The organism is Vibrio salinus, from assembly GCF_021272385.1.
GTDB classification, from domain to species: Bacteria; Pseudomonadota; Gammaproteobacteria; order Enterobacterales; family Vibrionaceae; genus Vibrio; species Vibrio salinus.
Window position 1 is genome coordinate 1,177,946 of the sequence record NZ_JAJSDZ010000010.1, and the last position, 16,564, is coordinate 1,194,509.

Annotated in this window: 11 protein-coding genes; 2 read left to right on the forward strand and 9 right to left on the reverse strand. The window is 47.5% G+C overall.

Annotated elements, in window-relative coordinates:
* Positions 1-257 precede the first annotated feature (257 nt).
* A complete protein-coding gene (locus tag LRQ06_RS18940) occupies positions 258-2,291 on the forward strand; it encodes a methyl-accepting chemotaxis protein (RefSeq protein WP_232768605.1) in 2,034 nt (677 codons plus the stop codon).
* A 205-nt stretch (positions 2,292-2,496) separates the two neighbouring features.
* Here LRQ06_RS18940 and LRQ06_RS18945 read toward each other — a convergent pair whose 3' ends face one another.
* Positions 2,497-3,234: an SDR family oxidoreductase gene (locus LRQ06_RS18945; RefSeq protein ID WP_232768606.1), complete on the reverse strand. Its 738-nt coding sequence runs from the start codon at positions 3,232-3,234 to the stop codon at positions 2,497-2,499.
* 247 nt (positions 3,235-3,481) lie between these two features.
* On the opposite strand from LRQ06_RS18945, the gene LRQ06_RS18950 reads away from it, so the two are divergent.
* Positions 3,482-4,360, forward strand: coding sequence for a LysR family transcriptional regulator (locus LRQ06_RS18950; RefSeq protein ID WP_232768607.1), 879 nt, complete (start codon positions 3,482-3,484; stop codon positions 4,358-4,360).
* Positions 4,361-4,550: 190 nt separating this feature from the next.
* On the opposite strand, the gene LRQ06_RS18955 is transcribed toward LRQ06_RS18950, so the two are convergent.
* The 8 genes from LRQ06_RS18955 to LRQ06_RS18990 form a co-directional block, all read right to left on the reverse strand.
* On the reverse strand, positions 4,551-6,281 hold the full coding sequence (locus tag LRQ06_RS18955; protein ID WP_232768608.1) for an SWIM zinc finger family protein: 1,731 nt from the start codon (positions 6,279-6,281) through the stop codon (positions 4,551-4,553).
* Between the two features lie 118 nt (positions 6,282-6,399).
* Positions 6,400-7,527 carry an HNH endonuclease gene (locus LRQ06_RS18960; protein WP_232768609.1) on the reverse strand — a complete coding sequence of 376 codons (1,128 nt, stop codon included), beginning with the start codon at positions 7,525-7,527 and terminating at the stop codon, positions 6,400-6,402.
* A 64-nt stretch (positions 7,528-7,591) separates the two neighbouring features.
* Complete coding sequence (locus LRQ06_RS18965; protein WP_232768610.1) at positions 7,592-8,476, reverse strand: GIY-YIG nuclease family protein; 885 nt, start codon at positions 8,474-8,476, stop codon at positions 7,592-7,594.
* Positions 8,477-8,516: 40 nt separating this feature from the next.
* Positions 8,517-11,771 (reverse strand): type I restriction endonuclease subunit R, encoded by a 3,255-nt coding sequence (locus LRQ06_RS18970; protein WP_232768611.1) that lies wholly within the window; start codon positions 11,769-11,771, stop codon positions 8,517-8,519.
* A gap of 19 nt (positions 11,772-11,790) precedes the next feature.
* Entirely contained in the window at positions 11,791-12,681 is an 891-nt protein-coding gene (locus LRQ06_RS18975) for a DUF4145 domain-containing protein (protein WP_232768612.1), read from the reverse strand.
* A gap of 39 nt (positions 12,682-12,720) precedes the next feature.
* Positions 12,721-12,891 (reverse strand): hypothetical protein, encoded by a 171-nt coding sequence (locus LRQ06_RS18980; protein ID WP_232768613.1) that lies wholly within the window; start codon positions 12,889-12,891, stop codon positions 12,721-12,723.
* Positions 12,891-14,279, reverse strand: a complete 1,389-nt coding sequence (locus LRQ06_RS18985) for a restriction endonuclease subunit S (protein ID WP_232768614.1) — start codon at positions 14,277-14,279, stop codon at positions 12,891-12,893. Before LRQ06_RS18985 ends, LRQ06_RS18980 begins: the two co-directional genes overlap by 1 nt.
* Entirely contained in the window at positions 14,279-16,564 is a 2,286-nt protein-coding gene (locus tag LRQ06_RS18990; RefSeq protein ID WP_232768615.1) for a type I restriction-modification system subunit M, read from the reverse strand. The genes LRQ06_RS18985 and LRQ06_RS18990 overlap by 1 nt, the downstream gene beginning before the upstream one ends.

Below are 16,564 nucleotides of genomic sequence, written 5' to 3' on the forward strand. Positions count from 1 at the left end.
TGGAGAAAGACCAAAATATTCTATTCGATAGCCTGCCTGTTAATAATGCCTATAATGCCTCTTTCTATAGATATATGAATATACACAGTTTCATCATTTATCTGCCAGTGTGCTGATCTCATAACATCTGCTCCTTTTCTGACACACACAAAATGAAACACGTTGATATTTGATAAGTCTCATATCCACAACTACACTAAAATCGAATAAATAATAAGCACTGGATTGCTAAATAATCATTCGTTCAAGAGGTTGGCATGAGAATTCAATCAATTAGACTAAAAATGATGCTCCCTATCATTTTACTGGCAACACTGATACTCACGATCTTTATCTTCATGCAGGTCATTTTAAAAATTGAAGCCAAAGCCATGGAGAAACAAACCAAATCTTATTTTGAAGCAATAGCCGTTGTATTAAATGCAGACAGGGACATCTATCAGGCCCGGTTAGCGCAAGCTGAAATGTTGTCTAACTACGGAGACAAAGCTCAACAACAAAAAGACTTTGAAGAAAATGCACAACAGGTTTACGACCGCTTTCAACGTTACCGTGAATTTCTGGCCGAAGAACCGGAACTGATCACACCATATGAAGACTTCGACAAACTTTATGAAGACTGGTTTAAAAGCAGCCGTCATATACCTACAATTTATAAAGCCAACCAACAGATTAATGAACAGCTCGCCTCTATTGATAAAGATTTCTACACCCTGCGTAATCTGGTTGATACTGCCGAAGCTAAACTCAGACAACACGCATCCGAATGGGGAGAACAGGGTATTGACCGCGATAGGCTCAAAGTCTATCTCAATGCATTGTCAGAAATTCTGAATGCAGACAGAGACATCTATCAGGCACGGTTAGCTCAACAAAAGATTATCACCGGCGTAGGTGATCTGGATAAAAATAAAGCGGACTTTGAAGCTAATTCTCTTCAGGCGATCAACCGCTTTCAGGCGTACCGAACCTTAATGGCATCAGAACCTGAGTATGTAACTCCATATGAGACATTTGATCATCTCTTTGCTGAATGGTTTAAGCGAAGTACGTTATTGATTGATTCCCATGAATTTAAAACTTCCACAAATCAACAAAATATTCTATCCGCTACGGATCAGAAATTTCACAAAATACGGGATATCTTAGATAAAGCCGGAGAAAGATTAAAAAAACATGGCGAACGTATGGAAGAAAAGGTCGCTAAACAGATTAATACTTATGAAAATATAGCCATAACGATCATCATTCTTGGTTTTATCATCGCATTCATTATCGGCTATTACATTCCAATGAAAATCACTCAAAGTGTCAATAGTCTTTCTTCTCGAATTAAAGAAATCTCAGAAGGAGATGGCGACCTCACAGCGAGAATAAAATCAACATCAAAAGATGAACTGGGTGATCTGGCCAGAGAGTTTGATGGTTTTCTTGATAACCTGCAATCTATCATGAAAATTATCCAGACAAAAAGCTCAGCCCTTGGTGATTCCACCCATCAGTTAGAAGAAGTTGCCAACACGGTCAGTCAAATCACTCAGAAACTGGTTGATTCTAGTGACTCCATTGTAAGTGCCGCAAGTGAGATGTCCATGTCCAATGAACAAATGGCGGATGTGGCTTCTAACACATCGGATGCATCGACAAAAGCTGCTGACCATATTGATAAAGGAAAAGATGTCGTTAATTCTTCGCATGACAGTATTGACTCTCTGGTCAGAAATATCGATACAACAATGACTAAAGCAGCAGAACTGGAAAAAAATTCCATCGACATTTCTACCGTGCTTGAAGTCATACGGGGCATTGCCGATCAAATTAACCTACTGGCTTTAAACGCGGCCATAGAAGCCGCTCGTGCCGGAGAATACGGACGAGGATTTGCAGTTGTTGCTGACGAAGTACGGACCCTGGCGACTCAGACCAGTGAAAGTACTAATAAGATTGAGCAGATGATTACTCAGTTAACACAGAGTGTCTCCGATGCATTTGATACCATTAAAGTCAGCAAAGATAACGCAAATAGTGCTGTTGAAAACTTTGACAGTGTCATTGAGGTTTTTGATGCATTAAACAACGCTTTCACAACGGTACAGGAGCTATCCGAACAAACAGCTCTTGCAACTCAGGAACAATCCGGGGTTTCTTCTGAAATTAATGAAAACCTGATCTCTATGAAAGATCAAACCGACGGTGTTGACAAAGCATCCCAAGAAATTCGTCGCCAATTTTCGACACTGAGCGCCCTATATCTGGAATTGGATGGTCAGGTGTCTAAATTCCGGGTTTAGTAAAAATAAGCAACAGGGTCAGAAATGAATCTCAGATAAGCGCATCAGACTCTAATATCAACTTAGGATATAAAACTGAGTGATTACCTGATTTAAGATAGCTTTCTCTTACTCCCATTCCGGTGTATGGGAGTAAGCATTTGAACTGCTATGAATATAAATCACCCTTTCACTATCATGACTTTTGTGACATTGTTCGCCTCCACTAAATCATGCCACCATTGGCACGCAAAACCTGACCATTGATCCAGCGACCATCCGGGCCGGTTAAAAAAGACACCACGGCAGCAATATCTTCTGGTGTACCTAATCTTTCCATCGGGTTCATCTTAGCCAGGCGATCAACCAGTTCATCCGATTTGCCTTTCAGGAACAGATCCGTTGCTGTCGGACCCGGTGCGATGGCATTTACTGTGATATTTTTTCCCCGCATTTCTTTAGCCATAATGGCGCTCAATGTCTCGACGGCGGCTTTGGTTGCTGCATATACACCGTAACTTTCCAGCTTTAGCCCAACCACTGAAGTAGAGAAATTCACCACACAGCCACCATGTGCAAGGCGTGTAGCCGCTTCTCTTAGCGTATGAATCGTGCCTTTGAGGTTAATATCCACCATCTTGTTAACATGTGCTTCACTGACGTCAGCTAACGGTTTCAGTTCCATCACCCCGGCATTGTTCACCAACACACTAACCTGCCCCCAGGTGAATTCCACAAATTCAAATAATTTCGATACCGCAGCAGCATCAGACACATCCGCCTGAAAAGCCACCGCCTGACCACCGGATGATTGGATTTCCTGCACGACATTGTCTGCCGCCTGCACATTACCCGCATAATTAACAACAACCCGGAATCCATCGCTGGCAAGGCGTTTTGCGATTTCTGCACCAATGCCTCTTGAAGCACCGGTAACTAAAGCGATTTTGGTTAACTCTGACATGTTGTTCTCCTTTAATTGAATGAGAATAAATTAATCATCTGGATGTATCTAGTGGAGCAAACATACAAGGGCATCGATGTCCTTTTTTAAGCGCCCACCGATGGCTTGAGCGGCTTACTGAACCAGATATATCCTGTTTAAAAGTACTGACCGCAAACAAATTTATCACTTCTTAAAAAACGGATAATCAGCTAAAATTTGGTAACAGTATCCGGAAAAAACGAATAATAAGACGCAGAGAATCATCATGGACAGAGTCGACACAATGAAAGTCTTTACCCGCGTCTTTGAGCGAAAAAGCTTCAGCGCTGCGGCAGAAGATCTCAACCTCCCCGCTTCGACCGTTTCCGACATCATCAAAAAGCTGGAAGCAAAAATCGGCGTGGTATTACTGGAGCGGACGACCCGTCAGGTCTCTCCCACGATTGATGGTGAATCGTTTTATCACCGCTGCCTGTCGATCATTCAGGAGGTTGAAGATGCAGAAACCTTTTTATCCGGTGAGAAACCCAAAGGAGCTTTACGGGTCGACGTGCACGGCACACTGGCCCGGCACTTTCTGATGCCTAAGCTGCCGGAGTTTCTGGCAACATACCCGGAGATTAATTTATTTCTCAGTGAAGGCGACCGCATTGCCGATGTGATCCGGGAAGGGATTGACTGTGTGTTACGGGTAGGAAATATTCAGTCAGAGGAACTGGTCGCCAAACAGATTGCCACACTCGAAGAAGTAACCGTCGCTTCTCCGCAGTATATTCAACAATTCGGTTTGCCTTCAGATTATCAGGCGCTGGATGAGCACCAAATGGTCGGCTTTCGTGCCACCGGCAGCAGCTCACCAATGCCGTTAGAGTTTTGTACCGACGGCAAAACGCATACGCTGTCAATCAACACGTCACTGACGGTCAATTCAGCAGAGACACTGGTGATTGCAGCACGCAGCGGATTAGGCATTATTCAGGTGCCCCGCTACCATGTCGCGCAAGATATCAGCGAAGGACGCTTAGTGCCAGTGCTGGAAGGTTGCCCGCCAGCGCCCTCACCGGTTTCGGTACTTTATCCGCGCAATCGGAAATATGCCTCCCGTGTGAAAGTTTTTGTCGATTGGCTGGAAGATATTTTTTAGCTGCACCGGTTAACCGGCGGATAAAAAAATCGGAACAGGTTTCGTTCAACATATCTTTTTCTGAAACGCTTCAAGCCATCGTCCTGATAGTTTGCTCTTTCAAGAGAAACATTTATGGATGAATGTTTAGGATTTCCCTGGTGGAGCGACAAGCTGACAAGTAATCATCGCTTTCAACCAGAAACGGACATTAAAGGTGGTCGGCATAGCAGGTTTTCAATAACTGGTACATCGTGCGCTTACGCTGGTTTTCCTTTGCCAGTGTGTTGACCTGCTGATAAAAACCCGCCAACGTTTGTGGCGCCTGTTGTTGCAGTTTTGCCTCAAATTTCCGCAGCACCTGAAGGGCTTGCTGATAAGCTGGTTTCTTTCCCTGACCAATGATCACAGAAGCCGTACGCATGGTGTAGTTCAGCGCCTTCTCCGGCTGGCTTTCAAGCACCCGATCCGCCACTTCCGACAACATGTCATAGCTAATTTGATGGCTGTCCGCCCAGTGGCACAGTTTTTCCAGCTCATTTCGGGCCAGATAGAACTGCACAATGGCATCGCTGCCGTGCCGGACCCTGCCGTTTTGCGGTGGCTGATAACAGCCAATCAACTGCTGCTCCACCCGCTCCCAGAAGTCATCGTCCTCAATCTGATGAATCGCTTTTAACTCTGCCAGCTCAAGGTACCCTTCAAAATTTGGCCGTTGTTGAAACATCCAATTCGCCAGTTGCCACGCTCTGTCCTTGTCGCCCTGCAACAACAATAAATCCACCTGTATTTTATCGCAGCGGGTTTTCTCTTTTTCTCCGCCTTCCTTGCGCGCTTTTGCCAGCCAAAACTCAACCTTAAGAGGCTGTTGGTGGTCAATATACTCACGGCACAAATCCAGATAATCTCGACAGCGATGGGCAATTTTCTCTTTAATCGCCATGACTTCCTGCCAGTCGGTGGCGACCTCAATCAACGGCTTGGCATACTGATTCGTTACCCACCAGTCCCTTTGAGATGATGGCAGGGCAATCGCTTCGCGGCATAACTGAAGAAAATGGGAATTACTGCGCCAGACGTCGGCAAAATCGTCTTTAATGGAAGGAAAAACATCAAACTCAAACGAAGACATCCGCTCAAACATCCACTGCGCTTTCTTGCTGTCACTCCAGTCAAGTTGCCCGAAAATGACCGGCATCTTCCGGTTAATCAACGCTTCGATACCAAACCGTTCTCCGTTGGAATCGTCAATCTGCTCCAGCACCTTATTCAGCCGCTCGACCGCGTAGCAGACCAGCTTCCATTGCTGATCCGGCGTCATCACTTCCAGTGACTCAAACACAGCGGTTAGCTGCTCTTCCGCCTTAATAAAGTAATCCCTGACCTGCCGCCAGTTCCAGAGACTTTTTCGCGGCAGAGCCTGAGTGATCAGACTTTTCATTTCACGTAGTGAGAGATGGCGTTCCGACAAACGAATTTTGGTCAGCAGCGTTTTCCATTGAACCTCATCCATATAGAGATAATCCAGCAGCATCTCCATCCGGGCTTGCGGAGCCAGTCCGGACAAATACGCCTTGATCATTTCACGCTCCGGATCACCGGTTTCGGCGCTTTCTTCTGCCGTCGGTTTTTCGGGCGTGATGGTTCCGCAGGCCGTCAGTGTCAGCGCAATGGCATGTTTACAAATGGTCTGAAACCCCGCCGCCGGACAAGCGCAGAAGGCCGAGAAATGTTGCCCGACATTAAGCTGTACCGGATAGGCGTTAGAACCGGAGCCATCCACGACCGCCGTCACCGTATCCCCGCTGATTTTCATATTGCGCACCGCGCCCCGTTTCGCAAGAGCGACCCCTTTGTCGTACACTTTCGGATCACTCATCGCCTGCAGCGCCGCAACATCGATCTCAAGGGGATTTTTAGCCATTCCTTTCTTTGCCATCATGGTGACTCTTCAGAGTTTGGGTTAGCCCCCATCATAACGAATTTGTTTGGGTTTCCCAATTGGGAAGGGGAAAAATGTGCTTACGTGATAACATTCAGCAGCAGGGACAACCGGCGCTTTAACGTCCTTTAAATAATTCCCCCCGGTGGTAACCAAGATACGTTTGGTGTTCCGGCAGCAGCGCCACCGACATTTCTTCGCGAATGCCTAACACTTCCGGCGATTCCAGACAACGGGCTATCAGAATTTTGCCGTGAGAATCGAAAGAGATAAAACCGCGGTCAAACGCTTTGTCCAGATTGGCGACCAGTAACAGGCCGTTGAATTTATCCAGTTTTTCGTCCGGCGTGGATTTCCGCCAGGGTTTGATGTGGGAAGCCACCAGCATTTGTGTATTACGATAGCCGGTAACAGCACACCCCTGCCACAGGTCGATCAATTGCCTGCGGTAAGTCCCCTGTCCCATGCGGGTATTGACCAGAATTTGCTTTTCCGTCTCGGTCAGACTTTGGTTATCGATGATATCACTGACGTCCTTCTGTAGGTCGACCTGCGTAAAATCTTTTAAAAAGGCAAGGTAAGACTCAATGACCTGAGAAAACACACCATGCGTTCGGGAATCCTGAACCTGTAATTTCCGGTTTTGATTGATTTTCACCACCAGCTCATGAAAAGCCCGGAAAGACTTGATTTCCAGCACCGGCACATCCGTCAATTCCTGCTGCTGTAGCCACACGGGCAAATCGTGTTCAATCACCCTGCAATAATGCTCTATCGTTTCAGGAAGGTGACCGGTATCCCCCAGCCACTGACGGTATAAAAACGCCAAATCGGACAAATTCTGATTGAGTGCATCTTTTAAATCATTGCGGGTAATCGGGCTTTTCATAAAAGTAAACAGCGCTTCATCAAGAAAGGCGTGCGAGACATTCTTTTTGGAATAGCCCGAGACCATCGCCGGGTCCACTCCGGGTTGGTAAGCCAGATGCCAGAAACTCTCACTTTTCAGGTGATAAAACGGATTCTCTGGGGTGTCTCTGTCGTTGTCACGCCGGCGCTGGTTGAAATAAGACGTGAACGTGGCTTTGAGCTGTGAATCAAACTCAATCCGGTTGCTCGTAATCACCCCAAACTCGATCAGCTCCATCACCGCCAGCAGCATACACACTTTATGCGGGCGCTTATGGCCGCCTTTAATATCCATATTCAGATTGCTGAATTTGTCGGTGTAGAAGGTGAAGGGCATGGTTTTTCCTGTGATTACTTTCTCAGGATGACCGGCGACTTTCGTGCCAGCATCCTGCTATTTTTCAAACTTGTCCCAGTAGCCTGGATTCCAGCTCTTTGAGGCTTTCGCCTGCTGACGTTTTCCAGCTTTGTGGTCCGCTCCGACTACTGCCAGCCACAAATGAAGCAGCATAGGAAGAGGAACTCAGGAGTTTGTCCTGTGCCAGCACATATCCGTTACCATTACTTTTAAGCGTGCCGTTCTCGATCCATGCTTCTTTGAAGTGCTGTACTTTGCCGGGCATACTCTGAGAAGATTTCGCTACAACTTGCGATCCTTTAAGCAAAAGAAAACCTTCATCGACCATCCTGCCTTTTGCCATCATTTTACTGACTTCAAAAGACAGCTCATATTGCGCAACAGATTCGGCCTCAGTATGTGTATCAACTACTGCTTTTGCTACAGGTTCCAATAACTTGTGTCCCAAACTGCCAAGCACCAGTTTGATGAAATCAATATACCCTTCCATGTCTGACATATCCGCACGTGGCAGACTCGATTTCGTCGCATTATTGCCATTCTCCAGTGTATAGCGATCGGCAGATTGAGTCAGTTCTATCAACCTTGCTTCAAGGTACTTGATATGTGCTTTAGTCAGATTTTCATCCTTGCTGGTGAAGATAATGACTTCATTCCAGAAATCCCGGTCACGATCATGACTTGCCAGACGTTTGAGGACATTTTCAGACTCACCGATATAGACCTGATTTCCTTCTTCACCGGAAGGTTTCTCCAGCAAAAAGTATACTCCGGGCCGTTGGGATTCCGGCCAGTCACTTATTTCAGAGAAACGCACCCGAGGACAAGCCAGCGCCAGTCCCGACCAATTACCAACCTCTACCTGTCGCAATCCTGTGGGACTACCATCTGCGAAAAAAATACGCATACTTTTGCCAAAATTTGCCATACTGCCTCGTTGTTTTTTTATCTCTTCGCCCAATTGATGCTTACCCTTGACTTCCGGCCAGCATATCAAACATCACATCCAGCACCGTTTGCCTTGTCGCCGGATCGCTTAAATACTTCAGCATCATTTCCTGTTCCGCGCCAGAACTGGCCATCACCGCATTATCTCCGGCAACCGGAAAGTCACCCAGCATCGCCTGAGCTTTAGTATTACTGCGGATTTGCGCCATCACAGTCTCATTCTCTTTGACCTTTTCACTCCATTTCCGAACCGCATTGAGCATATCGCCATCGGTCAGGTTTTCATCCGCAAACGCTTCATTGAGTCGATCCAGAATCGTAGAAAGCCATTCCTCTTTTTTATCCTTTGGCTTGGCGGTCCCGATATCATTGCCCGGTTCAATCTGGTATTCCGCGTCATTCTCACGTAGCTTTAAATCCTGCTGTCGGATTTTGGATAAACGATAATGACTCATCACCACCTGACTGAGGTCGATTTCATCTTCCTCAATCATTTGTTCCCGCAACTGTGGCCGGAGATGGCGCGCATACAGGCTGAGTTTTTCCAGAGCTTTATCATCGTAAACCACGACCTGTGACATAAACTCATAAAAGCGGGTAAAACTGCCAAGGTCTTTTTTGAAGATCTCCAGCCGATCTTTTTCCCGCTTACATTCTTTGAAGCTGTTTTCTGCATTCGCCATCAGCACCGGGTCGGCGGTTTTTTTCGTCCGTTCAAACATGTCTTTTGCCTGAACATACGCTTCCACTGCCGAACTGTAACGATGTCGCCAGCGCTCTACGGCCGGTTTACAAAGATTACTCAGCACCGCATTGGATTTGTTTTTGCTGAAAAATGCCGTCACAAACTGTTCCACTTCTGACCAGAGGAAAATTCCGCTGCTGCGCAATTTTTCAAACAGATCAAAAATCTTATCCGGATTGGATACATCGGCCAGCTCTGCGGTTTCATAATAAGGCTGAAAGGCATCGAGAATTTCCTGCGGCTCATTGAAGAAGTCGAGCACAAAGGTGCCACTCTCGGCCTTGCCGGGATAGGTCCGGTTCAGGCGTGACAGGGTTTGCACACACTCCACGCCTGCCAGGGGTTTATCCACATACATGGCACACAGTTTGGGCTGATCAAATCCGGTCTGGAACTTATTCGCCACCAACATCACCTGATAATCGTCACTATCAAATGCTTTACGCATCTCCCGCTGACGCAGACCGGGGTTCATGTTCACTTCCGTAAAGGATTGATCAAGCAAAGCAACACTGTCCGGGTCATCCGGTGTAAACGTCACTTCGCCGGAAAATGCGACCATCGCCTGAATTCCCTGATAGCCTTGCTGCGCCACATAGCGGTCAAACGCCAGTTTATAACGCACGGCTTCTTTGCGTGAGCTGGTCACAACCATGGCTTTGGCCTGTCCGCCCAGCAAGCCCATCACGTTTTGCTTAAAATGCTCGACGATCACTTTGACCTTCTGGGCAATATTGTAATCATGCAGCCGCACCCACTGATTGAGCCGGGCTTTGGCTTTCCCGGCATCGACTTCCTGATCGCTGGCTTCAAGCTGCTGTTTGAGTTGATAAATGACTTTATAGTTGGTGTAATTCTTCAGCACATCGAGAATAAATCCCTCTTCAATCGCCTGCCGCATGGAATACACATGATAGGCTTCCGGCCTGTTCTGTTTCGAAGCGGGTTGTGTCGGGTCCGGGCAACGGCCAAACAGCTCCAGCGTTTTCGCTTTCGGTGTGGCGGTAAAAGCATAGACATTGAGATTGCTGCTGCCCCGGCGTGCGGCGATGGTGGCATCGAGAATATCTTCCGCGGACAGTTCCTGTTCGTCATCTTCACCATCGATCATCAGCACTTCTTTGAGCTGGCGGGCGGTTGAGCCGCTTTGTGAGGAGTGGGCTTCATCAGCAATCACAGCATAACGGCGTTCTTTCAGGCTGGCGCTGTTTTCGATCGCTTTGAGCACATGCGGAAAGGTCTGAATGGTGACAATAATAATCGGCTGCGCCACCTCCAGTGCATGTGCCAGTTTCTCTGATTTGGAACCCTGCCCTTCCTCACGGTTAATCCGACCGACTACACCATCGGCATGTTCAAACTGGTAAATCGTATCCTGCAACTGGTCATCAAGGACGGTGCGATCGGTCACGACAATCACGGAATGGAACTGTTTTTCTCCGCTGGCATCATGCAGGGTAGAAAGCTGATGCGCCGTCCAGGCGATGGAGTTCGATTTCCCCGACCCGGCGCTGTGCTGGATGAGGTATTTATTGCCACATCCTTCTGTCACAGCATCTTTGATCAGCCTGTTCACCACATCCCATTGATGATAACGGGGGAAAATCAACGTTTCTTTCTTACTCTGACGACCTTCCCAGTCTTCGGTCAGCTTGATTTCGAGATGCATAAACCGGCCAATAATATGTAGCAGGTTTTCAGGCGTCAGCACTTCATTCCACAGATAATCGGTGGCATAGCGGTTTTTATCTTCCGGAACATCGTTACCCGCACCGCCTTCCTGAGTGCCCCGGTTAAATGGCAGGAAGAAGGTTTCGTCTCCGGCCAGCCGGGTCGTCATGTAGACGTCAAACTGGCTGACCGCAAAATGCACCAGCGCACCACGTTTAAAGGTCAGCAAGGGTTCCGGCTTTTTGGTGGCCGGATCTTTCGGCAGTCGGGTACGGCGATATTGCGCCATCGCCCGTTCCACGTCCTGCTTAAATTCTGATTTCAGCTCCAGCGTCGCCACCGGTAAGCCATTGACGAACAGCACCAGATCGATCCGCCACGCTTTGGCTTTCTGGCCGGTCATCTCAAAATACGCCTGGGTCGCATACGGGCTGTAAACCAGTTCCGGTACAATGCGGCAACGATTCTGTTGATAGCGGGCGAGTGTTTCCGGGTTGAGATCATGATCGGGTTTAAACTGACAGAGAGAAAAGCGGGCATTGCGGATTTTTAACCCGTGACGTAACACACCCAGCGTACCGTAAGTGCGGGAAGCCCGGTCTGTGGCATTGATATCGGCTTTTTTCAGTTGCGCCACCAGCGCATCAAGGAAATGGCGTTCAGAGTCGGCGGGGAAAACTTTGCAGAACTTCTCCCATTCTTTGGGTTGTGTTTGCTGCACAAAATCCAGCACATCCTGCACATAAAGCGCCCGTTCGCGGTCATACCACCCTTCACCAGTGCCCACGACCCAGCCGCCTGCCTGCATCTGGCGGATGATATCGTCTTGAAAATGTTTCTCTTGGGTTGCGTCTTTCATCTATCCATCCCTTGACTTCTTAGCGATTACCTTCAGCGACCTGCTTCACGTCAGGTTTATATCCAAGCTGTAACTTATTTTCTCCAAACTTTTCTGCCAATTTGTCATAGACTTGCTGAAGATCGTTAAAACGCGCTTTTCGGTCATATAATTCCAGCACAAATTCAAACATCTGAAAGGCATATAACAGATCCAACTCGCTCACCTGATTTCCGTGTGTCCCTTCATTGCCAATAATTTTCAGGGGTTCCAGATAAGATGCTTCTTCCGGATATACTTTGGCAAGGTTTTGAATCATTCGATTTAAATTGCTTCCTTCCATACCCATATCTGAACAAAATTTTTCAATCGCCCGGCGTAATTTGGAAGCCGATGACGGGGGATCAAAATGGAAATGCTTAAAAGCATCGAACAACTCATCCCGTATCGTTGATGGTACATTTTTTGAGACAGGAAACATCGGAATAGACGGTGAAAAGTGTTCAATCTTCATCACTTCGGTAGGTTTATGATCCTTCTGAAACCCTTGTTTGGCTCTGATCAAAACGCCTGTTGCGCTGGTATGTTGGTGACATTCAGAACAGAGAAAGTAGCTATTCAATAAATAAGGTTGTCCATTCACCGGAGATACGTAATCGCTATAGAACAAACCAGCAGCAACGATCAGATCCAACCAGGATATATCCTCTTTTTTGAGCAACTGCCCTGCGTTATCCTGTTTTTCCCGCGCCAACTTCACATTTTTATATTTTTTATTCAGCCTTAACAAGGACTCTTGAGATATCTCCCGGTTCTGAAGACTGGATTCCTCGAGCTTTAATGCAACCTTGTGACAAAAAGGACAAGGTAAAACCGGGTATTTATTTACTTCTGTATAGTCGGTAATACGACGCCATAATTCGATATCCATTCGCCAACCTCATTGTAATTATTTTTTATTCTTCTTTATTTATTGATTAAATACGATTATTGACACATTTGCCTTCCAGACGAACCCTCCGGAATTTCCGGATAGTTGCGTTTTGCTCATGATACCCCCTTCAAACCGGCATGCCACCGCCACCCGGCCATCTTCGGTCTGAAACAGAATCAGTTGCCCCTGCGGTGCGGTGCCTGTCATCACGCCTGCTCCTCTGCCGCTTGCGCCATCGTTTCAGCGGGCGCCGCCTCCGGTGCCCGCCAGCCGCGGACGTCAATTTTGCCGGTGACGGCTGCGGAGATGAGGGCGGTGCGGCGTTCTTGGAGTAAATTTATCTGCTTTAAACATTTCCGCTCTAAACACTCAAAATGAGTTATTTTCTTCTCTAGAAAGTCAAGAATATCACTTCGTTCCTGAGATGAAGGAATAAGAATTGGTGTTTCGTTTATGTTAGTAGCTGAAATTGAAGCTAAATTAGTACTCTGTTTCGCTACTCTGAAAAAATAAAACTTCGCATAACTTGCTCTCGTCAACATATCCAACCATTCAGGCTCAATTCTAAATGGTCGAATAGCAAATACATGATTTTGATGTATACAGGAATCCACCTGCCCCCGCCAAATAGCACCTCTTCCTAACTTGTCGTTATCGCCACCTTCATTCATTAATACATCGCCATTTTTTAATGAGTAGCGGGTTAACTGCTCAGGTTCTATTTGAATCGTATGAACGTCGTCTAAATTTAAATAACCATCCTGTACATTCGCAACTCGCAGCATTGGGACAGAGATTAATTTCTTCCCGGTAAGGTCTTTTCCACCTTTTGCTATACCAGACTGAAGATTGGCTACGTGCTTCAATCGACTAACCTCCCAATGCGCCGGCACATCCCCCAACCATGCCACTCCAGAATCTTTCATCGGCGCATCCGGGTTCAGCCCTTTGGTGACGGCATGGCTGATCACCGCCTGACGTTTTTCTTTCAGCAGCCGGATCAGTTGCTGCTGTTTTTCAATCAGGGTGTCGATTCGGGCAGTTTCGTGATCGAGGAAATTGGCGATTTGGGTTTGTTCTACTTTAGGGGGTAACAAAATAGGTAACCTCCTAAAATCTTCAAACTTCATCGACTGACGTAATCCACCACCCATCCCATAAAATACTTTTGTCGTATCATAAGAATGTAGTAAGCGATAGGCAAAACGGGGCTCAATCTCTGACTTTGTAGCAAGTTTTAAATACGCAGAAGTAATTATTCCTTTCTGCTTAGCCAAACCAACCCGAAGACTTCTTTTATCATTTTGCAGATCGGTTAATCGAAGAATAATGTCTCCTGCCTTAACAATTTGATATGTATTAAATGATTCTGGCAATAACCCAAAATTTGTCTCAACATCCCGCTCAATAATATTTCCATAGCTAAGTGATAAAACGTGCGTTTCTTGCCCATCAGTATTCTTTTTAGAAAAAGGATCAAATATGGCAAATGTAGGCTTAACCTCCCACATCACCGGAATTTTCCCTACCCACTCAACCCCAGAGTCCTTATATTCCGGATACTCCTGATATCCTTTCACATAACTTTCCGCCATCACGAATGCACCTCACTCAGAAGCTGCATAATCTCCGCACTCACCTGCGCTAAATCGGCATCAATCTCCGCCAGATCCCGCGGCGGCTGGTAAATATAAAAATGGCGGTTGAATGGAATTTCGTAACCAATCAGGCCGATTTCGCCGTCTTTGTCATCGCGTTTATCGGCATTGATCCATGCATCAGGCACATGTGGCTGTACTTCGCGCCGGAAGTAACCTTCAATCAGCTGGCTGGTGGGAACCGCCGGATTGAGCGGCACATTTTCATTATCCCGCAGGTCGCCATCGGTCAGGAACTCCACCACCTTACCCTGATAGTCAAATGCGCCATACAGCGGCTGGGCGGTTTCTTTGAGTGCTTTTTTCACCACCGGTTCGGCGTGTGGATTTTTCCAGGTGATCGCCTCCAGCAGTTGTTTCTTCTGCTTGGCATCCAGCTTGATGCCGGTTGTTTTCAGTGCAGCTTTCAGGATGGCGTCAAACTGGTTAAAGTCATCGTGCTGCGCGGTGCCAATCTCTGCCTGCAAGGCTTTGGCATGAGCCAGCAGGGTTTGCTGGCTGAGCCAGAGTGTCGGGCTGAGCACCTCTTTGATTTGCTTTTCTTTCAGCTCCGGAAACTCTGCTTTGATCAACGCACGGACGTCGGCTTCCACAGCGGCAAGCTGGCCGTAAGTGTCTGCCGTCCAACTGCTGCCAAACTGCTGATACACCGCCGCCATGACAGCGTGATAAGGCTTGGGCGCAAACCGTAGTGAGGCGACGGCATCATCACTCAACTGTGCGGACAGGCGCAGCGGGCGCTCAATGGTTAACCGGCGATAACCGAAAGCGTGGCTGTCAAACAGTTTCGCCGCAAAGCGTTTGCCACCTTCCGTCTGCCGTTCTGTGGCTTCAAAAGCCCCGTAATTGCGGGTGATGGTTTGAATATCTTCATCGGTAAGGTAATTGCGTTTCGAACCGAGGGATTTACGCATTTTGCTGCCGAGATCGGCTGCATTGATTAACTGCACTTTGCCTTTCCGCGCCGGGGCTTTTTTATTGCTCAGAATCCACACATAGGTGGCAATGCCGGTGTTGTAAAACATATCGGTCGGCAGGGCGACAATGGCTTCAAGCAGGTCGGATTCCAAAATGTAGCGGCGGATTTCACTTTCACCGCTGCCAGCCCCACCGGTAAACAGCGGTGAACCATTGAGGATAATGCCAATCCGCCCGCCATCTTTCACTTGACCGTTCCCGATGTTGGTGTCGCGCATTTTGCTGATCAGATGCAGCAGAAACAGCAGTGAACCATCCGACACCCGCGGCAATCCCGGCCCGAAACGGCCATCAAACCCTTTGTCCTTATGTTCGTCTTTGACTTCTTTTTCGATCTTTTTCCAGTCGACGCCAAACGGGGGATTGGACAGCATATAGTCGAAACGATCCGTCATCAGCTGGTCATTTGACAGTGTGTTGCCCAGTTTAATCCGGCTGACATCCTGCCCTTTAATCAGCATATCCGCTTTACAGATGGCGTAAGATTCCGGATTGAGTTCCTGCCCGAACGCCCGCATCACCGCCTGTGGGTTCAGCTCCAGCACATATTCCATCCCGGAGGAGAGAAAACCGCCAGTGCCCGCCGTCGGGTCATAAATGGTACGGATAATGCCGTCCTGACTCAGCGCCTGATCGTCTTCCATAAACACCAGTGACGTGGTGAGACGAACGATATCACGCGGGGTAAAGTGTTCCCCGGCGGTTTCATTGGAGCTTTCCGCAAAGCGGCGGATTAACTCTTCAAAAATCAGCCCCATTTCATGGTTGGAAATCACTTGCGGGCTGAGGTCAGTGGTGGCAAAGCGTTGCACCACTTTATACAGCAGGTTGGCATCTTCCAGCTGGCCGACAAATTCATCAAACTTAAAATGCTCAAAAATTTCCCGCGCATCTTTTGAAAAACTTTGCACGTAATTTTCCAGGTTGGCTTTGATGCCACTCAGCCCCATCGTGCTGAGGTTCATGGCCGAGGTATTAAAAAATGCCAGCCCTTTGTCATTATCTATGCTTTGAGTCGCACGCAGCAGAAATTTTTCCTGCGCTTCTTCCGGCAGTGCCATCGGCTGAATTCGCTGAAATTCTGCCACCACCGCGTCTTTGGTCGATTCCAGTACACACTCCAACCGCCGTAACAGCGTAAAAGGCAGGATAATCCGCCCGTACTGAGATTGTTTGAAATCACCGCGAAGCAGGTCAGCCACCGACCAGATAAAGGCCGCTGTTTGGGAAAAGTTGTGCGTCAT